The sequence below is a fragment of the Leisingera methylohalidivorans DSM 14336 genome (assembly GCF_000511355.1).
Taxonomy (GTDB): Bacteria; Pseudomonadota; Alphaproteobacteria; order Rhodobacterales; family Rhodobacteraceae; genus Leisingera; species Leisingera methylohalidivorans.
In genome coordinates this window covers 2,031,859-2,049,866 of sequence record NC_023135.1, presented here as the reverse complement: position 1 = coordinate 2,049,866, position 18,008 = coordinate 2,031,859, and the positions used below count along the sequence as shown (strand labels likewise).

General features: G+C 62.3%; 19 protein-coding genes, 3 tRNA genes and 1 pseudogene. 11 read left to right on the top strand and 12 right to left on the bottom strand.

The window, feature by feature from the left end; all coding sequences use genetic code 11:
- The first annotated feature begins 125 nt into the window (after positions 1-125).
- Positions 126-677 carry a CHAP domain-containing protein gene (locus tag METH_RS10170; protein WP_024090379.1) on the top strand — a complete coding sequence of 184 codons (552 nt, stop codon included), beginning with the start codon at positions 126-128 and terminating at the stop codon, positions 675-677.
- Positions 678-817: 140 nt separating this feature from the next.
- On the opposite strand, the gene METH_RS10165 is transcribed toward METH_RS10170, so the two are convergent.
- The 3 genes from METH_RS10165 to METH_RS10155 are packed head-to-tail and all read right to left on the bottom strand — an operon-like array spanning position 818 to position 3,908.
- Entirely contained in the window at positions 818-1,399 is a 582-nt protein-coding gene (locus METH_RS10165) for a retropepsin-like aspartic protease family protein (RefSeq protein WP_024090377.1), read from the bottom strand.
- Positions 1,400-1,443: 44 nt separating this feature from the next.
- The gene (locus tag METH_RS10160) at positions 1,444-2,064 is read right to left on the bottom strand and encodes a MarC family protein (protein ID WP_024090376.1); all 621 of its coding nucleotides are present in this window, start codon (positions 2,062-2,064) and stop codon (positions 1,444-1,446) included.
- On the bottom strand, positions 2,061-3,908 hold the full coding sequence (locus METH_RS10155; RefSeq protein WP_024090375.1) for an ABC-F family ATP-binding cassette domain-containing protein: 1,848 nt from the start codon (positions 3,906-3,908) through the stop codon (positions 2,061-2,063). Before METH_RS10155 ends, METH_RS10160 begins: the two co-directional genes overlap by 4 nt.
- Before the next feature lie 272 nt (positions 3,909-4,180).
- On the opposite strand from METH_RS10155, the gene ndk reads away from it, so the two are divergent.
- Positions 4,181-4,603, top strand: coding sequence for a nucleoside-diphosphate kinase (gene ndk / locus METH_RS10150; protein ID WP_019298521.1), 423 nt, complete (start codon positions 4,181-4,183; stop codon positions 4,601-4,603).
- 56 nt (positions 4,604-4,659) lie between these two features.
- Here ndk and METH_RS10145 read toward each other — a convergent pair whose 3' ends face one another.
- The 3 genes from METH_RS10145 to METH_RS10135 form a co-directional block, all read right to left on the bottom strand.
- Positions 4,660-5,139, bottom strand: a complete 480-nt coding sequence (locus tag METH_RS10145) for a DUF4112 domain-containing protein (protein ID WP_024090374.1) — start codon at positions 5,137-5,139, stop codon at positions 4,660-4,662.
- The gene (locus METH_RS23120) at positions 5,132-5,302 is read right to left on the bottom strand and encodes a YqaE/Pmp3 family membrane protein (protein WP_024090373.1); all 171 of its coding nucleotides are present in this window, start codon (positions 5,300-5,302) and stop codon (positions 5,132-5,134) included. Before METH_RS23120 ends, METH_RS10145 begins: the two co-directional genes overlap by 8 nt.
- Positions 5,303-5,371: 69 nt before the next feature.
- On the bottom strand, positions 5,372-5,701 hold the full coding sequence (locus METH_RS10135) for a TfoX/Sxy family protein (protein WP_024090372.1): 330 nt from the start codon (positions 5,699-5,701) through the stop codon (positions 5,372-5,374).
- Positions 5,702-5,862: 161 nt separating this feature from the next.
- Between METH_RS10135 and METH_RS10130 the strand changes: the two genes are divergently transcribed.
- The 3 genes from METH_RS10130 to METH_RS10125 all read left to right on the top strand — a co-directional run bounded on the left by METH_RS10130 (position 5,863) and on the right by METH_RS10125 (position 8,026).
- Entirely contained in the window at positions 5,863-7,092 is a 1,230-nt protein-coding gene (locus tag METH_RS10130; protein ID WP_024090371.1) for a cytochrome P450, read from the top strand.
- 224 nt (positions 7,093-7,316) lie between these two features.
- The gene (locus METH_RS23910; protein WP_024090370.1) at positions 7,317-7,466 is read left to right on the top strand and encodes a hypothetical protein; all 150 of its coding nucleotides are present in this window, start codon (positions 7,317-7,319) and stop codon (positions 7,464-7,466) included.
- A gap of 485 nt (positions 7,467-7,951) precedes the next feature.
- Positions 7,952-8,026: transfer RNA gene (locus METH_RS10125), tRNA-Asn, on the top strand.
- 674 nt (positions 8,027-8,700) lie between these two features.
- On the opposite strand, the gene METH_RS10115 is transcribed toward METH_RS10125, so the two are convergent.
- Positions 8,701-8,775 (bottom strand) — tRNA-Asn (locus METH_RS10115).
- Between the two features lie 69 nt (positions 8,776-8,844).
- A complete protein-coding gene (locus METH_RS10110; RefSeq protein WP_024090368.1) occupies positions 8,845-9,762 on the bottom strand; it encodes an MBL fold metallo-hydrolase in 918 nt (305 codons plus the stop codon).
- A gap of 83 nt (positions 9,763-9,845) precedes the next feature.
- Here METH_RS10110 and METH_RS10105 point away from each other — a divergent pair, with 83 nt between their 5' ends.
- Entirely contained in the window at positions 9,846-11,165 is a 1,320-nt protein-coding gene (locus METH_RS10105) for an ATP-binding protein (protein ID WP_024090367.1), read from the top strand.
- 129 nt (positions 11,166-11,294) lie between these two features.
- Here METH_RS10105 and METH_RS23115 read toward each other — a convergent pair.
- Positions 11,295-12,324, bottom strand: a pseudogene (locus METH_RS23115) (IS5 family transposase).
- 288 nt (positions 12,325-12,612) lie between these two features.
- Positions 12,613-12,688: transfer RNA gene (locus tag METH_RS10090), tRNA-Ile, on the bottom strand.
- Between the two features lie 184 nt (positions 12,689-12,872).
- Here METH_RS10090 and METH_RS10085 point away from each other — a divergent pair.
- From METH_RS10085 to rnd, 4 genes are all read left to right on the top strand, one after another.
- On the top strand, positions 12,873-13,091 hold the full coding sequence (locus METH_RS10085) for a hypothetical protein (RefSeq protein WP_024090364.1): 219 nt from the start codon (positions 12,873-12,875) through the stop codon (positions 13,089-13,091).
- A gap of 123 nt (positions 13,092-13,214) precedes the next feature.
- Entirely contained in the window at positions 13,215-14,261 is a 1,047-nt protein-coding gene (purM, locus tag METH_RS10080; protein WP_024090363.1) for a phosphoribosylformylglycinamidine cyclo-ligase, read from the top strand.
- Complete coding sequence (gene purN, locus METH_RS10075) at positions 14,258-14,857, top strand: phosphoribosylglycinamide formyltransferase (protein ID WP_024090362.1); 600 nt, start codon at positions 14,258-14,260, stop codon at positions 14,855-14,857. The genes purM and purN overlap by 4 nt, the downstream gene beginning before the upstream one ends.
- 75 nt (positions 14,858-14,932) lie before the next feature.
- Positions 14,933-16,090 (top strand): ribonuclease D, encoded by a 1,158-nt coding sequence (gene rnd / locus METH_RS10070; RefSeq protein ID WP_024090361.1) that lies wholly within the window; start codon positions 14,933-14,935, stop codon positions 16,088-16,090.
- A gap of 85 nt (positions 16,091-16,175) precedes the next feature.
- On the opposite strand, the gene METH_RS10065 is transcribed toward rnd, so the two are convergent.
- Positions 16,176-16,688 carry a hypothetical protein gene (locus METH_RS10065; RefSeq protein WP_024090360.1) on the bottom strand — a complete coding sequence of 171 codons (513 nt, stop codon included), beginning with the start codon at positions 16,686-16,688 and terminating at the stop codon, positions 16,176-16,178.
- 134 nt (positions 16,689-16,822) lie between these two features.
- Here METH_RS10065 and METH_RS10060 point away from each other — a divergent pair, with 134 nt between their 5' ends.
- Entirely contained in the window at positions 16,823-17,233 is a 411-nt protein-coding gene (locus METH_RS10060) for a SufE family protein (protein WP_024090359.1), read from the top strand.
- A gap of 63 nt (positions 17,234-17,296) precedes the next feature.
- Here METH_RS10060 and METH_RS10055 read toward each other — a convergent pair whose 3' ends face one another.
- Entirely contained in the window at positions 17,297-18,007 is a 711-nt protein-coding gene (locus METH_RS10055; protein WP_024090358.1) for a DUF1638 domain-containing protein, read from the bottom strand.
- Position 18,008 lies beyond the last annotated feature (1 nt).

Sequence of the window (18,008 nt, the reverse complement as noted above, 5' to 3'; positions counted from 1 at the left end):
CGGGATATTGCCAGTTTCCTACGGTTTTGTTTCAGTTTGGCAGGAAATGCTCGCGCCAAAGGCGCTGCCGCAGTACGTCTCCCGGTCAATAGATCAGATCAAAAGACCAGGACACTGGGGGACAGATGAAAGTATCACATGCGTTCCGTCGGGCGCGGCTGCTGCCGTTTGTTGGGGCTGGGCTGCTGTTCCTCGCAAGTTGCGGTGATATTCAAGGCGGATCGGTGGCCCGCGCCGAGGTTGAGGCCGCGCGTCTGGAGTACGCGGTCCAAGAAGTCCAGTCTTTGCAATCCAGGGGACGCCGCGTCTGGTGCGTGCCCTTTGCCCGCAACGCCAGCGGGATCGAGATCTTCGGCAATGCGAAAACCTGGTGGGCGCAGGCTAAAGGACAGTTCAGCCGCGATCAGAAGCCGCAAACGGGTGCGGTGATGGCCTTCCGGGCGACCCGCTCCAATCCGCTGGGCCATGTTGCCGTGGTGTCCAAGGTTGAGGAGCCGCGCAGGATCCGGGTCAATCACGCAAACTGGCGCCGCAACAAGGTGTCGCTGGGAATGGCGGTCATCGACGTATCGGCCGAAAACGACTGGTCCGCGGTGCGCTTGGAGAGCAATCCGGGGGCCTTCGGGCGGGTCTATCCGGTCAACGGATTCATTCTGCCGGTACTTGACGAAGGGTGACCGATGTCGAGCGGCGCTGCCCCTCCTGGCGGTCCGGCCAATTCACCCCGGAGTATTCCGAGCAAGAGAAAGAAAATGCTCTTGGCTTCTTTCTGGTCCGGAATACTGCTGCCGGAGGCCTGCACCGCCCAGGCGCCTGATCAGCGTGTCAGCACCAATGCGCCATTGCGGATTTCGATGCTGGACCAGCGCTGCAGGTAGCCCATTCCCAGCAGGGATTGCTCCAACTCGCCCTGGTTCACCCAGACGCGCACGTTCGTGTCGGTGATGCCGCCCAGCGACATTTCTTCGATCCAGACCGAGGCCGTGCGCACCTCGCCATTGGCGGTGCGGGCGCGGCCGAGATAGGCGAGGGCGTCGGTATCGATGCCGGCACGTTCCGCATCGCGCGCGTTCAGCACAACTTCGCTGGCCCCGGTGTCGACCAGGAACGGAACGGTGGCGCCATTCACCTCCAGCGTCAGATAGTAATGCCCGTCGGGCGCGCGCGGCACTTCGACCCGTCCGGCATCCACCGCGACGCTTTGCTGCGGGCGCACGGTTTGGCGGATGTCCTCCCACAGCCCATAGGAGGCTATCACACCAAGAAAGATAAAGCCCCAGACGGCAAACATCTGCAGGGTCTTGCCAATGTTCTGGCGGTTTTGCACAAACACCCAGGACCCGACTGCAACCAGCAAGACAACCAGATAGATAACCCGCCCGATTTCATACTCGCCCATCCGCGCACCTCCTGCATATAATGTAGGCGGGCCGGGGCGTTATGCTAGCCTGCAAATCCAAAAGCACGCAGCCCGTCGAGCACGAACTGGACGGACAGCGCCGCTAGCAGCATGCCCAGGAGACGGGTCACAACGGTGATGCCGGTCTTGCCCAGCATGCGTTCGAACAGGCCGGAAAACAGGCACATCACCAAGAGGATCGCCAGCACCGCAACCACCACGCCCATCACCATGGCAAAGCCGGCAATGCCAGGCTGCTGGCCCGCCAGCAGAATGACGGTGGCGATGGACCCGGGGCCTGCAATCAGCGGGATCGCCAGCGGGAAAATGGAGGGGTCTTCAGAATCATCCTCCTCGCTGCGGTCTTCGCGCCGCTTGTTGCGGCGTTCAAACAGCATGTCGAGCGCGGTGAGGAACAACAGCACGCCGCCTGCAATGCGGAAGGCAGGCATGGAAATTCCTGCAAAGCCGAGCACCGCCTCGCCAAGTGCCGCAAACAGCGCAAGCAGAATTGCCGCGGTGATGGTGGAGCGCAGAGCAATCGCGCGCCGCTGTGCCGGCGTCATCCCCTGTGTCAGCGCCAGAAAGATCGGTGTCAGGCCGATCGGGTCAACGATGACAAACAGCGTCACAAAGGAGGTGATCAGAAAAGCCGTGTCGATCATTGCGCCTCTGCTTTTTCCAGTTTCTCCACCGCTTTCAGCCAAAGCTCCTCGGCGCGGTCCTGCGCCTCCATCACTTCGGCATATTTGCGCTGCCAGACAACGGCTTCGTCCTTGCGTCCGTCGTCATACAGGGCAGGGTCCGCCAGTTTTTTGGCGAGCTTGTCGCGCATCTCGCTGACTTTTTCGAGCCGGGCTTCGCCTTTGCGCACGTCGGCGCGAAGGGCCAGGATCGCATCGCGGGTGGGGCGCTTGGGCTTTGCCGCCTTGGGCTTGCCTGCGGGTTTGTCGCGGGTCAGCAGCAGATCGCGGTAGGCCGGCAGGTCGCCCTCGAACGGTTTCACGGTGCCGCCCGACACCAGCCACAGCCGGTCCGCGACCAGGCTGAGCAGATGCATGTCGTGGCTGACCAGAATGACCGCGCCGGAATAGGCAGTCAGCGCTTCGACCAAAGCCTCGCGGCTTTCGATATCCAGGTGGTTGGTCGGCTCATCGAGGATCAGCAGATGCGGGGCGGGCAGGGTCGCCAGCAACAGCGACAGCCGCGCTTTTTGTCCGCCGGACAGGCGTCCCACCTCGGTGTCAGCCTGATCCGACCCCAGGCCGAACCCGGCCAGCCGGGCGCGCAGGCGGGCCTGGCCTTCATCCGGGCGTTCGCGTTGCAAATGCTGCAGCGGCGTTTCGTCGATGTGCAGCTCATCCACTTGATGCTGCGCAAAAAAGCCAATCCGAAGCTTGCCGGACTGGGTCATCTTGCCGGCCATCACATCCAGACGGCCTGACAGCATCTTGGACAGGGTGGATTTGCCCTCGCCGTTCTTGCCCAAGAGCGCGATACGGTCGTCCTGGTCGATGCGCAGATCCAGCCGGCTGAGGATCGGGGTTCCGTCGTACCCGACCGAGACGCCCTCGGTTGCGATGATCGGCGGCGACAGCTCCTCTGGTTCGGGAAAGGTGAACACCGTGCGCGCGGCGTCTTCGGGGGCGCGGATGGTCTCCATTTTTTCCAGCATTTTCACCCGGCTTTGCGCCTGTTTGGCTTTGCTGGCCTTGGCTTTGAACCTGTCGACAAAGGCCTGCAGATGGGCGCGGCGGGCGTCTTGTTTTTTGGCCTGGGCAGCCTGATTGGCGCGGTTGGCGGCGCGCTGGCGGGCAAACTGGTCATAGTTGCCGGAGTAATAGGTCAGGCCAAGCTCTTCGAGATGCAGAATGCCGTTCACCGAGCGGTTCAGCAGCTCGCGGTCGTGGCTGATGATGATCACTGTGTGGGGGTATTTCACCAGATAGGCTTCGAGCCACAGCGCGCCTTCAAGATCCAAATAGTTGGTCGGCTCATCAAGCAGCAGCAGATCAGGCTGGGAAAACAGCACCGCCGCAAGGGCGACGCGCATCCGCCAGCCGCCCGAATAGTCGGAGCAGGGGCGTTGCTGGGCGGCATAGTCAAACCCGAGACCTTTGAGGATGGCGGCGGCGCGGGCCTCGGCCGACCAGGCATCGATATCTGACAGGCGGGTTTGAATTTCGGCAATCCGGGCCGGATCCTGCGCGGTCTCAGACTCGGCCATCAATTCGGCACGTTCGGTATCTGCCGCGAGCACCGTATCGATCAGCGACACGTTTGACGATGGCGCTTCCTGCGCGATGCCGCCGATCCGGGCCCGGCTGGGCAGGGAAATGGCGCCGGATTCCAGCGACAGCTCATTGCGGATCAGCCGGAACAGCGTGGTCTTGCCGGTGCCGTTACGGCCGACCAGTCCAACCTTGTGGCCAGTGGGGATCGTGGCGCTGGCGCCATCGAACAAAAGACGGCCTTCGACCGCGTAGGATATATCGCTGATACGTAACATAGGCCGAGCACTGCTGTACTGTCTGGCCCTTGTCAATGGGGCAGGCCATGTGCAGGGCACCGGCGGCCGCTGGATGTGGCAGGGTTATTTCAGATCGGCGGGGGGACCGGCAAGGGCACAGGTCGCCGAGCCGGCAGGCTGCGCACCGCCTTTGCGGCTGCGTCAACGCTGCGCAATCCCCTCTTTATCCTGTCACAGAGCCATGCTATCGGAGCGGCAATTCGTAACGGGCCGGGCATGATGTCCGGCTTTTCAGCACAGGAGTCTGCCCCATGGCACTGGAACGCACTTTTTCGATCATCAAACCCGACGCAACCCGCCGCAACCTGACCGGCGCAATCAACGCCAAATTCGAAGAAGCCGGCCTGCGTGTCGTGGCGCAAAAGCGCATTCACCTGACCAAAGCCCAGGCAGGCGAGTTCTACAAAGTGCACGCCGAGCGCCCCTTCTACGATGAGCTGTGCGAATTCATGGCCTCCGCTCCGATCGTCGCGCAGGTTCTGGAAGGTGAAAACGCCATCGCCAAAAACCGCGAAGTGATGGGCGCCACCAACCCGGCAGACGCCGCGGCCGGCACCATCCGCGCTGAATTTGCTGAATCGGTTGGCGAAAACTCCGTCCACGGTTCCGACGCGCCGGAAACTGCCGCTGTTGAGATCGCCTACTTCTTCTCCGGCCTCGAGCTGGTCGGCTAAGCCGCAGGCTTACCGGATGAATTAAAGACCGCGCCGGGCAACCGGCGCGGTCTTTTTTATGACTGAGGCCGAGTGGACCGCTCAATGTCCCTGCGATGCGGATGCACAGCAGTGGCCTGCCGCGGTGCGGTCCGATTGGAATCGCTGCGCCGCGCAAGACGTTTCGCCAACGCTTCATCCTGCGCGGCTGTGTGTTTCAGGTGGCGGCGCAGCAGGGCAACATTGCGGACGTTAGCCTTCCAGCCGATGTCGAACAGGTCGCCGATCAACGGGATCGCCCCCACAAGCGTATCAATGCCGATGTTGGCGGCCATACGGGCCAGTGTTCCCTTTGAAGCGCCCATGCGGTGGCCTGAAAGCAGGATGTAGCCGGCAGGCAGCAGCGCAATGGCGTCGCCCGCGCCGGGGACGAGGCCCAGAATACTGTCCCAGCCGACCCGCGTGCCGATCAGCGGAATCCGGAACGCGCGGTCCATGCGATGGGCCAGGCTTTCCAGCGACCGCAGCTGGTCCTCGTGAAGCGCAGCTTTAGGCACGTTCAGGCGTCTTAGCGATAATCCAGACAGCGTGCACGATGCCCGGGATGTAGCCGAGGATGGTCAGCAGGATGTTCAGCCAGAAATGCTTGCCCAGGCCGACCTGCAGAAACACGCCAAGCGGCGGCAGAATGACTGCAAGAATGATGCGGATCAGGTCCATCGAGGATCTCCTTTGGTTGGTGTTCCTTTGATGAACTAACCCTCGGATCTCCCATTCGGTTCCGCCCTGCTATTTGCGCGCGACAACCCCGATCATGTCCAGGGCCGCTTCGAAGGCTGCCTTCTGCGTATCAAAGCTGCTGGCCTTGATCTCGTCAAAACGCTGGCGAAGCTCTTCTTTTTCCTTGCCTTTGCAATCGTTCCACGGCCGTCCCTGCAGCGCCATCACCAGAACGTAGTAGCCGATGAAATGCGGCCGGGTGCCGGTTTGCAGCAGCCTGGCATAGGCTGCGTCAGCGCCGATGGCACGCAGATCCTCGGCCGAAGAGATACCGGCGCGGTGGCAGGCTTCCTCGTAAGCGGGGCCAAGATTGCGGATGGAAGAGATAGGAGTGTTCATGTTTTGTTTCTAGCTGGTCCACGCGGTGTTGTCACGCGGCAATCCGGCTTCATCGACATAGGCGCGGCGGCGTCCTGACGCCGGGTCTTTCCCCGAAGTTGGATTGACAGTCGCATTTGCTGCGGAAATCCTGACTGGCACGGCCAGCGGGAGGGTGTCAGGTGAGCGGCGGACAGCACGGATTTGTGAATATCGAGGAGTTTGACCTGGCAAACCCGCCAGAGGGTTTTCTGGAGGATCCCTTTCCCTTTTATGATGCTTTGCTGCGCGGGGCGCCGGTTCTGCCGCAGCCGGATGGATCACTGCTGGTCTGCCGCCATGCCGATCTGGACAGGATCTACCGGGACACCACGCTGTTTTCCTCGGACAAGAAGAAGGTTTTTGCGCCAAAATTCGGCGCAGGTTCACCGCTATTCGAGCATCACACCACTTCCCTGGTGTTTTCCGACCCGCCGCTGCACACGCGGGTGCGCAGGATCATGACCTCGGCGCTAACGCCGCGGGCGCTTGCCAGGATGGAGCCGGGGCTGGTTGAGACGGTTGATCACTTGCTGGACAGAATGGAAGGGGCGGCCAAGGTGGATCTGATTGAGGATTTTGCGGCCTCCATTCCGATCCAGATTATCGGCAATCTGCTGGACGTGCCGATGGCGGAGCGGGCGCCGCTGCGCGATTGGTCACTGGCGATCCTGGGCGCGCTGGAGCCTGCGTTGAAGGCTGATCAGCTGGCGGCCGGTCACCGGGCGGTGGAGGCGTTCAAGGCTTATCTGCAGGACCTGATCGCCCGGCGGCGGGCCAGGCCGGGGAATATCGAAACCGACGTTCTGACACGGCTGATCAACGGCGAGGGGGCGGATGGCACTCTCAGCGAGGTTGAGCTGATACAGAATTGCATCTTTATCCTGAATGCAGGCCACGAGACGACCACCAATCTGATCGGTAATGGATTGGCGCTGCTGAATGATCATCCGGACCAGAAACAGCGGGTGCTGGAGCAGCCGGACCTGATCAAACCCGCTGTCGAGGAAGTTCTGCGGTTCCGTTCGCCCAATCAGCTGGGCAACCGCGAAACCACAGCGGAGGTGGAAATCGGCGGTATGAAAGTCCCTGCGGGGACCAACTTGCACCTGCTGATCGGTGCGGCGAACCGGGATCCGGAGGTGTTTGACAAGCCTGGCGACTTTGATGCCGGGCGGACGCCGAACCGGCATTTGGCGTTTGCCGGCGGGCCGCATGTCTGCGTCGGGCTGACTCTGGCGCGGCTTGAGGGGAGGATTGCCATTGAACGCCTGCTGCACCGTTTCCCGGGCTACCGGCTGCTGACCGGCCGGGTGCCGGGCGGACGTATCCGCTTCCGCGGCTATGCGGCGCTGCCGGCGGAAATGGGGTGACACGGGCGCTGTCAGGCTGGCGGCTGTCAGCAACAGCACTGCCTTCTGTGCGGTGCGGGCGGGCGCGTTGCCGGTCGGCGTGGCCAGCGCGGCGGTACCTGCGGTGCAATAGATGATCTAGAATCTGCGCGCGCCGGCACCGGTCACCTTCGAGACGGAAACCATCTGGACCACGCGGGGCGCAGCAATTCACCGGCGCGCCGCTGGCCGTTCCGGTCGGGCCGATGGTTGTCAGCAGCCGCCGCCTGATGGCGCAAACGGTGAATGTTTATGCGGAAGAGATCTCTGTTGCGGATGCGGTCGAAGGAGGGCCGATTGTAGTCTTTTGGCGCTACGGGGCCGAGATGCTGCGCCAGGGGGGGGGCATCAGGTGACAGCGGTTCCAGGCAGTGCAGGCGGCGGTGCGGCGGCCTTGGAGCGCGCCAAACAGCGAGCAGGCATTGCATTGGTGCCAGAAATTCCGGCGAAGCCAAAGCATTCGGCCATTCACTGCGTTGTTGTTGGTTAGCCTGGGCTGCCGCCGGCGTATTCACATTTTGCAACCGTGTCATGCTCTGGTGCGCAGCAATCCTGCACAGTGGAGACGAAACCGGCGCTGCAGGCCTTTTGGGAGGAACCGGCGCCGAAAGTTGCACCTGAGGAAGTGCGGTAGCCGTACCGTAGCCGACCATTCTGCACATGTTATCGGCGCGAACAATTGGCGGCCTGTCCAGCGGCTGTTTGGAGGCTGGCAAGCCCTGGGCAACCGCGGTTTTCTCCGGCAAAAACGGCCCCTTAAACGAGGGGCGAAAAAAGTTCCCCAAAACCGCAGATTTCCTCTGGACGTCCTTTGGAGTTATTTCTATACCGCATCTCGTGTTCCGGCGTAGCTCAGCGGTAGAGCAGTTGACTGTTAATCAATTGGTCGTAGGTTCGATCCCTACCGCCGGAGCCAGCTTCCCTCTAGGAAGTTGGAAATAAACGACAGAAGCGCTACAGCTTGGGGCGCTTCTGTCGTTCCGAACACATTCTCCGTCACATCCGATTGCGCGGGACCCTCGCGGGAGCCGGAGTATAGAGAAGATCAACACCAGGCCAGCATCTGGAACCGAGGCCATCGTCGTTTTACTGGCGGCGGCGCGTCGCGGACTCATTGGAAAAACGCTTCACATCTGTTTTCCGTCTTTTCTGGGAGCTAAGATGGGCCGCGAGACCGGGGAGCTGGCCAGTAGTCTGCGGAAGCTTCAACAGCATGTGGTTTAAGCCTTTCCATTATTAATCCTTGAACCGGGAGATCCGCTTGCAACCGGTCATGTCCAAGTTGAAGCAGAGTTCGCTAATCGCGGCCAGCCGACGGTCAAGCGCTGCTGCCTCGCGGGAGGCATAAGCGTGTCGTGGAAGGCAATAAATGCAGGTAGGGATCGGCTTGAAGCCGGCGCAGGCCCGCGCCAGCGCCATAAAAAATTTGACTTGCGGCGTTCAAGAGGGGAGGGCGGATGCGCCTCCGCTGATTGGGAGATGCCGGGCCAAGGGTAGGGAATCCTGCGCAAGCGTTTGCGCCGCATCAATATTTCCACCCGATTTCTCGGAGCTGGATTTTTGATTTTCAATCAACGCTTTGGGTGATTTTGGCTCCGGCGGTAGGGATCGAACCTACGACCAATTGATTAACAGTCAACTGCTCTACCGCTGAGCTACGCCGGAACGGTCTGTGCCGTATAGCGCCCTCCGGATCAGGCGTCCAGAGGGCAAGAAGGACTTTTTCGAAAAAAGTCAGCCGCTGCGCCGGTCAAAAACGGCGGAGGCGGAAAGGGGGCCATGCGGTGCGGCCAATTTGCGGCCGGTGAGGTCAACAAGATGCGCGAAAACATTGCGCTCGGCAGCTTTCAGCAATGCCGGCGGGGTTTCGGTGTAGATCTTCCGGGCCAGAACGGAAGCGCTGGCGGGCGCCTCTGAAAGCGCGTCCAGAATTGCGGCCTCGCGGGAGCCGCGGTGGGCGATCAGCCAGTCGAGCCGGCCGGCAGGGTCGTGGACCGGGGCACCATGGCCGGGGTGGAAAACACGCCAGTCGCGCTGGCGCAGTCGGCGGCAGGAGGCCATGAAATCCGTCAGGTCGCCATCCGGCGGCGAGACCAGCGAACTGGCCCAGCCCATCACATGATCAGCGGTGAAACAGGCGCCGCCCCAAGCCAGCGCAATGTGATTGCCGAGGTGGCCGGGTGTGTGGATGACCTCCAGATCCCAGCCGTCACCGCGGATGATCTCGCCGTCCCCGACCGTGATGTCAGGTGAAAACCCGGCGTCGATGCCTTCGCCGCCTCCGGCCAGCCCGCCGGCGGCCAGCTGGCACATCACGGCGCTGCGCCCGGCTGCAGGCCCGCCAAAGGCAAAGACCGGCGCACCGGTTGCCTGGCCAAGCACCCGGGCCAGCGGGGAATGGTCCAAATGGCTGTGGGTCACGATGATATGGGTGATCTGCTGCCCCGGCTGCACGGCGGCCAGAATCGCCGCAAGGTGCGGCTCGGACTCCGGCCCAGGATCAATGACTGCCAGGCCGCCGGTCCCGATCACATAGGTATTGGTGCCGCGATAGGTCATCGGCGAGGGATTCGGCGCCAGAATGCGGCGCAGGCCCGGCTCCAGCTCTTCGGCCAAGCCAGCCTGCGGGTTGAAATCATCTGATGCCTGCATACTCTTGCTCCGCTGCTGTTTTCCCGGCCGGTTCGGGCCCGGATTGGCTTTTCTCTTTTCCAAGCGCCCTATAGGCTTAGCCCATGTTCTTCAAATGGCTCAAACGATATATGCCGCGCAGTCTATATGCCCGTGCGGCTTTGATCCTGGTGGTGCCCATCGTGGCGCTGCAGATCGTGGTGTCTGTGGTGTTCATCAAACGCGATCTGGAAGATGTCACCGTGCAGATGACGGCCACCATCCAGCGCGAGTTCGAGCTGCTGCGCCAGGTGGCGGACGCGGCAACGGACCAGCAGGCCGCATTGGTTCAGATGGGGCCGCTGCTGCAGCCGTTGAACATGCAGGCGCGGTTTCTGCCTCCTGGTGCTCCGCTGCCGGAGGATCAGTTCAGCCTGATCGAGTTTTCCGGCCGGGTGGTGCGTGAAGAACTGCAGAAGACGTTCCCAGGGTTTCTGGCGGCGCGGTTTCCTGCGGACCGCACGGTACAGGTCTATTTCGGCTCCGCGCACGGGCTGATGGAACTCAGCTTTGACCGTCGGCGGGTAACTGCCGCCGCACCGCACCAGCTGATTGTCACTATGCTGTTGTTCGGCTTCCTGATGATGCTGATTTCCTTTCTTTACATGCGCAACCAGCTGCGCCCGATCAAGCGGCTGGCCAATGCTGCCGAAGCTTTCGGGCGCGGCCGGGCGGTGCCGTATTCGCCGGCCGGCGCATTGGAAGTGCGGGCGGCCGGCAGTGCCTTTCTGGATATGCGCGCGCGGCTCGAGCGGCAGATCGAGCAGCGCACGCTGATGCTGTCAGGGGTAAGCCATGACCTGCGCACGCCGCTGACGCGGATGAAGCTTGAGCTGGCAATGCTGGACGAGGAGCATGCCGCACCGATGCTGCGCGATGTGGATGAAATGCAGGCACTGCTGGATGCGTTCCTGGATTTCTCCAGGGGGGCGACCGTAAGCGAGCCTGAACCGGTGGATCCGCAAGACCTTGTCCGCACTATCATCAGCGATTGGCAGCGCCAGGATAAACAGGTGGCGCTGGGAGAGATGTCCGGCACGGGGGAGGTGATGCTGCGCCGCCAGCCGCTGCGAAGGGCGGTGGAGAATTTGATCTCAAACGCCGTGCGCTATGGCTCCCAGGCGCGGGTTTCTGTGGCTTTGACCGATCGCTCCATGCGCATCCGGGTCGAGGATGACGGCCCCGGCATACCAGCCGGGCAGCGCGGCGATGCCATCCGCCCGTTCACCCGGCTGGATCCGGCCCGTAATCAGGACCGCGGGTCTGGTGTCGGCCTTGGTCTGGCGATTGTGGCGGACATCGCCCGTGCTCACGGCGGTACCCTGCGGCTGGGCGAAAGCACGGATCTGGGCGGGCTGAAAGCCGACATCGTGATCGCGCGCTGACCGCTAAGCCGCAGACGCCGCCCCGCGGGGCAGGCGCCAGTGCGCCATCAGGTGTTGCGCGGCGGCGGCCGGCAGGGCTTTGTTGCATAAATCTGCTGAAGGCCGTGCCACCCCTTTCCCCGGACAGACTTATCCTACGGCCAAGGTATCTGGTATGCTGAGAGCTGTGTACCGGTTGAGCATTGCGATGCGGAGCTGGATTTCCGCAACTTGGCGGTCGAAGTCCCGCGCCATGAGGCTTTGCCCCAGCAGCTTTGCACAATGCATCCAATCGCCGGGAAAATGATCCCCCGGATCACTTTCAGCACCCCATATCCCGGCGCGGCGCCGGCGCTGGTATCCGCTCCATCGTCGCCACAGGGCACGGCCCGAATATCGCGATGCATTGACGGCCCCGTTCCGAGCGATGGCCCCTGCGCTCGCAGGCTTCCAGGGTTTGGTGTTTTTGCGCGGAGGAATGACGGCAAGCGCGCCGCGCGCGGCAATTGCCCCGTGGCATTTCCGGGTGCCATATGCGCCGTCCGCGGTGACGCTGCCAAACTTCTGTTCAGGCGGGATTTGGCCGGGCAGTTCGGGCCGCATGGGCGCATCCCAACGTTGCTGCTTGTGACCTAGACGGCCCGCGCTTCCAGCGTTTTTTCGTCGATCCCTGCGTGCAGCTTGCGCCATATACGGCGTTTGGGGCCACCATGTTCACGGGCATTCCACGCACCTTCACCCTCAGCCTTCACCCTCAGCCTTGATGCCGGTGCTGTCCGCTGCCCGGCAGTGGTTTGCTTGCAAGCCATGAGAGGGGGGGGGAGCAGGTTCAGTGGGCCAGTTTTCGGCCCCGATACGGCAGACTTACGTTCAGTGTCCTCTGACGGCGGCATAGGGTGCTGCAGCCGGGTACGGCCCAGTCCAACCCGGCCAGCCGCAACAAGCATTGTACGACGCCGGTGGATTGCCGCAAAGGCATGCCAGACAAGACCTTCAGGGTAAGGCAGGCCTGGATTGCCGCATCGCTGAATTGGAATTGGCGGCCAGGCTTGCCTGTTGGCGGCGGCGTCCAGACCCTCTCGGGATCAAACCAGATCGACAGCGATCCGCGTTGCTTCAGTGCTGTGTTGCAAGACGGCCAGTTCGTGGTCTTGTACTTCGCCGGGGCCCAACGGCTCATGCCCTCCAGCTATCACGCTGGATGCACACAGTGAATCCTTCACGAAATTTGTGCAGCAAAGCCTTGCTGATGCATCTTATCCTTTGATCGGCAGAGCAACGCTGCCGAAAGACAAGGGCAGTTCTGGGGGAGGTTCCGCGCCTTCCGTTGCGGATCAGAAGTCAGACGAACCGACTGGACAGATGGAGTACCCAGGGTCCAAAGGCCTGAAATTGGCCTGATCTCTGAAGCCTCAGGTTCAATGAACTCGCGAGAAAACCGTACGCGAGATCTAAGGCATTGATTTTATGGTAGGCCCGGAGGGATTCGAACCCCCAACCAAAGCGTTATGAGCGCTCTGCTCTAACCGTTGAGCTACAGGCCCGCCATGGTTTCGTGGTTAGGAAATGGGGCGGGCAAGGTCAAGCGGTGATTGCAGGCCGCACCGGTGAAATTACCGTGCGGTGCCGGTGCAGCGGCTCCAGCCGGGCCACTGTGTTCCCTATGGTCAGATCCCGGTGCCGGTCCGGCGTGCGGCGGGAGCGGGAGGCAGTTGCTCACCGGTCACGATGCGGCCAGCTTCGATCCCGCTCTGGCGCAGGGGCAGCCCGGGCTGCAGGACGGCGCTGCTGATCCCGGTTAACGGTTATGTGATTGAGCGTGGCGGCCGAAAGCTGCTGACCGACACGGGGACCGCCCGGCTGGTTGGGCCGGGCGCGCTGTCCCAGGTGCTGCGCCAGGCGATCGGCTATGCCCATCAGGCGGCCCCTTGGCCATTTGGCCATTGAGGCCGGTTCAGAGGCTGTGAAATCCCCTTGGCGCGTTGCCTGTGATGGCGCGGCGGATTCCTTTGTTTCCTTCCGAGGCGCCTTGCGCTAAAGGCTGCGCAACCGATTTGAAGGAGCCAAGTGATGACCAGCGGCAAGAACGGCTTGACCTATGCAGACGCAGGTGTGGACATTGATGCGGGCAACGCCCTGGTTGACCGGATCAAGCCGGCCGCCAAGCGCACCAACCGCTCCGGCGTGATGAGCGGGCTGGGCGGTTTCGGCGCGCTGTTCGATCTGAAAGCTGCCGGCTACAACGATCCGATCCTGGTGGGCGCCACCGATGGTGTCGGCACCAAGCTGCGGATCGCCATCGACACCGGCGTGGTGGACGGCGTTGGCATCGACCTGGTCGCAATGTGCGTCAACGACCTGGTCTGCCAGGGCGCCGAGCCGCTGTTTTTCCTCGACTATTTCGCCACCGGCAAGCTGGAAACCGAAACCGCCGCCCGCATCATCGAGGGCATCGCCGAGGGCTGCGTGCGCTCCGGCTGCGCGCTGATCGGCGGCGAGACGGCCGAGATGCCGGGCATGTACCCGCAAGGTGATTTCGACCTTGCAGGCTTTGCCGTTGGCGCGATGGAACGCGGTACGGCACTGCCGGAAGGCGTGCAGGAGGGCGATGTTCTGCTGGGGCTGGCGTCTGACGGCGTGCATTCCAACGGCTATTCGCTGGTGCGCAAGCTGGTCGACGTGTCCGGTCTGGGCTGGGACGCGGAGTGCCCCTTTGGCGAGGGCACTCTGGGCGAGGCGTTGCTGACACCGACCCGTCTCTATGTGAAACAGTCGCTGGCGGCGGTGCGGGCAGGGGGCGTGCATGCGCTGGCCCATATCACCGGCGGCGGCCTGACCGAGAACCTGCCGCGGGTGCTGCCCGAAGGCCTGGGGGCCGACATCGATCTGAACGCCTGGCAGCTGCCCGGTGTGTTCCAGTGGATGGCGGCGACCGGCGATATCGCCGAAGCCGAGATGCTGAAGACCTTCAACTGCGGCATCGGCATGATCCTGTCGGTTTCCGCCGATCGCGCCGATGCGCTGATTGAGCTTCTGGAAGGCGAAGGCGAGACCGTCAGCCGCCTGGGCACCGTCACCGCCGGCGAAGGCATGCGCTACACGGGCAATCTGCTGTGAGGGACAAGAAACAGGTTGCCATTCTGGTTTCCGGCGGCGGCTCCAACATGGTGGCGCTGCTGGAGAGCATGACCGGCGATCATCCGGCGCGGCCCTGCCTGGTGCTGTCCAATGATGCCGGGGCGGGCGGCTTGAAAAAAGCCGCGGCCGCCGGTGTCGCAACAGCGGCGGTGGATCACCGCCCGTTCAAGGGCGACCGGGCCGCTTTTGAGGCGGAACTGGTCAAACCCATTCTCGAGGCCGGCGCCGACATCGTCTGTCTGGCCGGATTCATGCGGGTGCTGACCGAAGGTTTTGTGTCTCAGTTTCAGGGCCGGATGCTGAATATCCACCCGTCACTGCTGCCGAAATACAAGGGCCTGCACACCCACGCCCGTGCGCTTGAGGCCGGCGACAGCGAACATGGCTGTACCGTGCATGAGGTGACGCCGGCCCTGGATGATGGCCCGATATTGGGTCAGGCCCGTGTACCGGTCCTGAAGGGAGATACACCGGATGATCTGGCAGCCCGGGTTCTGGTGCAGGAGCATCTTCTTTATCCGGCAGTGCTGCGCCGCTTCGCGGCGGGTGACAAAACGCTGGTTCAGCTGGGCTGAGGTCCGGCTGATTGCATTGCCCGGGACAAGCGCGTATCACGTCCCGGCCCACATGAGATTGAAAAGCCGGAATTTATGAAAACTCTGACCACCACCGAAGACCTGCAGGCCTTTTGCGAAACCGCCGCACAGTATCCTTATGTCACGGTAGATACCGAGTTTTTGCGGGAACGGACCTATTATTCCAAGCTTTGCCTGATCCAGCTGGCCTTTGCGGGGGATGGCGAAAGCGATGCGGTTCTGGTTGACCCGCTGGCCGACGGCATATCGCTGGAGCCGCTATATACGCTGTTTCGCGATGAGAACGTGGTCAAAGTGTTCCACGCTGCCCGCCAGGATCTGGAAATCTTCTGGGTTGACGCAGGTGTCTTCCCCAAGCCGCTGTTCGATACCCAGGTTGCGGCGATGGTCTGCGGCTTCGGTGATCAGGCAGGTTATGAAACCCTGGTGCGCAAGATCGTCAAACTGGGTGTCGACAAGACATCGCGGTTTACCGACTGGTCGCGCCGGCCTTTAAGCGAGGCGCAAAAGACCTATGCGCTGGCCGATGTGACCCATCTGCGCAATATTTACGAGTTCCTGGCCGCTGAACTGGAAAAGAGCGGCCGGTCCCATTGGGTGGCCGAGGAGCTGCAGGTTCTGACCGATCCGGCGACCTATGACATTCAGCCCGAAGATGCGTGGAAACGGGTCAAAACCCGGACCTCGTCGGGTAAGTTTCTGGCCGTGGTGCGTGAATTGGCCGCCTTCCGCGAAACCTATGCGCAAACCAACAATGTGCCGCGCAACCGGGTGTTCAAGGACGATGCGCTGGTCGAGCTTGCTTCGACCAAGCCGCGCAACCCTGGTGATCTGGGCGGCTCCCGGCTGCTGCTGCGCGAGGCGCGCAAGGGTGCCATTGCCGAAGGTATCCTGGCGGCCGTGGCCAAGGGGGCTGACTGCCCGCCCGAAGACCACCCCCGGATGGACCGCAGCAAGGAAAAGCTGCAAGTGAATCCGGCGCTGGCGGACCTTCTGCGGGTGCTGCTGAAGGCCAAGACCGAAGCAGAGGGCGTGGCGGCCAAGCTGATCGCACCCAGTGCGGACCTGGACGCGATTGCGGCGGGCCTGCGCGATGTCCCGGCCCTCAGCGGCTGGCGCCGCGAAGTGTTCGGCGCCGATGCCCTGCGGCTTTGCGAGGGCAAGATCGGCCTCGCAGCCAAAGGCCAGGCGGTTCAGGTGGTGGAGCTGTAAGCCGCTCCGGCTGCTGCCAACAGCAGGCAAATAGAAAAACGCCCGCAACGATTGCGGGCGTTTTTCTTTCTAAGCGGTCATGGGGTCAGCGGCGGCGGCTTTCGCGGGAATTTTCCGCGCCATTCACACGCACGGTGCGGATTCCGGCCAGATCCTGATTCGTAACTGTGCGGGCGGCATGGATGGTGCGGCTGAACTCGCTGCCGGTTGGCGTGCCATCCTCTGGGTACACAACCCGGAAGTCGAAGCTGAGGACACCTTCATCACTGTCTTCGGCCGGCCGCAGAACAACGTCATAGGCGCCCTGACGGGCGGCAACGGCAGTTGCATAGATGATGGCGCCGGATGCGGTGCGTTCTATCCGCATACCGGTCACGTGACTGACCAGGACGGAAGTGTCCTTGGGCTCGGGGCGGGCAAAGAGCCCGCGGGCATTGCTTTCTTGCGGCAGCAGCGGGTTGCTGTTTGCCGGTACCGGCGCTTCGGCGGGCGCGGAGCTGCCAAACCAGTTGGACGGGTTGACCCGCGACTGTTTCCAGCCGCCGCAGCCTGCCAGCATCAGCGCGCAGGCCAATGTAAGAGCCAATGGTTTGTGCATTTGTCCCCGCCCATTCAAAATGTCTTTGCAAGGGATTACCCCATTGGCCGAAGCTTGAAAAGCGGTTGAAATGGGGCGGGCAGGGGCTTAGGTGCTGAACTGCCCCCGGAAACGGATTTTGAGGATAACGGACGATGGCCACTGCCGCCTTTGAAGAGATCGTGGAAGACTTCGAGTTCATGGAGGACTGGGAGGACCGTTACCGCCATGTCATCGATCTGGGCAAGGCGATGCGGCCGCTGGACGACGCGCTGAAAGTGCCCGCAACCAAGGTCGACGGCTGCGCCAGCCAGGTCTGGCTGCATGCCACGGTTGAAGACGGAGAATTCCGGTTTGACGGTGACAGCGATGCGATGATTGTGCGGGGTCTGATTGCCGTGCTGCGCTGCCTGTACAATGGTTTGGGGCTTAAGGATGTGGTTGCCGTGGATGCCAGGGCGGAGCTGGGTCGGCTTGGGCTGAACGAACACCTGTCTTCGCAGCGCTCGAACGGGTTACGCTCGATGATCGAGCGGATCCGCGAAACCGCAATGGCGCAGGCCTGAGGCCGGCCGGGCGAGGGGCCGGCCCCTCGCGCTCCCCGGAGTATTTCTTGAAAGATGAAGGGCCTACTCGGCCCAGTTGGAGATCGCGGTTTCCAGATCGCCATAGCCGGTGTGGCGGTGCTCGAACTCCAGCCCCATGCGGGCTGCGCAGCCGCGGGCTTTTTCCACCAGCTTGGGGTCGCTGATCTGTGACTGGTAGATCAGTTTGGTGTAATTGCCGAACACCATGTCCCGCAGCTCCGGGTGCTTGTCGAGCCCCATCGGACGCCAGACAAAAGCATCGAATTGCTTGACCAGGAAATCGGTCAGGTAAAAGGCAGTGATCTCACCCGCATCGGTACGGGACGCAAAGGCGTCATTGCCCTCAAAAAAGGAATAGCAATGCGGGCCTGCGACCATTTCCACGCCGAGCTCCGCGCATTTGCGTTCCAGCGCGCCGCCGGTGCCGCAGTCCGCATAGATCACGTAAATCTTGTCATATACTGTTGAGTATTTAGCCACGGCGCCGTCGACCGCATCGACAATCTGATCCGGATAGAGGTGCAGTTTTGCGGGCAGGCAGGTGAGGTCTATGTGATCCAGCCCGTTTTTCTCCTTGATATCAAGGATCTCTCGCGCAAGCGCGCCGCAGGCGATCAGCAGGATTCGGCCGGTCTTTTTCTCAGGTGCGGCCAGGCCCTGTTCGGTGAGGGAGCTTTCCTCAAGCGTCCTCCCGGTCGGAGGGCGGAAGGCAGCCCGCTCGGTCAAGCGGGCTGCGCGTCCTTTGCGTGCCAAA

Excerpts from the sequence above, each read along its gene's own strand:
- METH_RS10170 (WP_024090379.1), top strand. The coding sequence starts at position 126 with ATGAAAGTATCACATGCGTTCCGTCGGGCGCGGCTGCTGCCGTTTGTT.
- METH_RS10165 (WP_024090377.1), bottom strand. The coding sequence starts at position 1,399 with ATGGGCGAGTATGAAATCGGGCGGGTTATCTATCTGGTTGTCTTGCTG.
- METH_RS10160 (WP_024090376.1), bottom strand. The coding sequence starts at position 2,064 with ATGATCGACACGGCTTTTCTGATCACCTCCTTTGTGACGCTGTTTGTC.
- METH_RS10155 (WP_024090375.1), bottom strand. The coding sequence starts at position 3,908 with ATGTTACGTATCAGCGATATATCCTACGCGGTCGAAGGCCGTCTTTTG.
- ndk (WP_019298521.1), top strand. The coding sequence starts at position 4,181 with ATGGCACTGGAACGCACTTTTTCGATCATCAAACCCGACGCAACCCGC.
- METH_RS23120 (WP_024090373.1), bottom strand. The coding sequence starts at position 5,302 with ATGGACCTGATCCGCATCATTCTTGCAGTCATTCTGCCGCCGCTTGGC.
- METH_RS10135 (WP_024090372.1), bottom strand. The coding sequence starts at position 5,701 with ATGAACACTCCTATCTCTTCCATCCGCAATCTTGGCCCCGCTTACGAG.
- METH_RS23910 (WP_024090370.1), top strand. The coding sequence starts at position 7,317 with ATGGTTGTCAGCAGCCGCCGCCTGATGGCGCAAACGGTGAATGTTTAT.
- METH_RS10110 (WP_024090368.1), bottom strand. The coding sequence starts at position 9,762 with ATGCAGGCATCAGATGATTTCAACCCGCAGGCTGGCTTGGCCGAAGAG.
- METH_RS10105 (WP_024090367.1), top strand. The coding sequence starts at position 9,846 with ATGTTCTTCAAATGGCTCAAACGATATATGCCGCGCAGTCTATATGCC.
- METH_RS10085 (WP_024090364.1), top strand. The coding sequence starts at position 12,873 with ATGCGGCCAGCTTCGATCCCGCTCTGGCGCAGGGGCAGCCCGGGCTGC.
- purM (WP_024090363.1), top strand. The coding sequence starts at position 13,215 with ATGACCAGCGGCAAGAACGGCTTGACCTATGCAGACGCAGGTGTGGAC.
- rnd (WP_024090361.1), top strand. The coding sequence starts at position 14,933 with ATGAAAACTCTGACCACCACCGAAGACCTGCAGGCCTTTTGCGAAACC.
- METH_RS10065 (WP_024090360.1), bottom strand. The coding sequence starts at position 16,688 with ATGCACAAACCATTGGCTCTTACATTGGCCTGCGCGCTGATGCTGGCA.
- METH_RS10060 (WP_024090359.1), top strand. The coding sequence starts at position 16,823 with ATGGCCACTGCCGCCTTTGAAGAGATCGTGGAAGACTTCGAGTTCATG.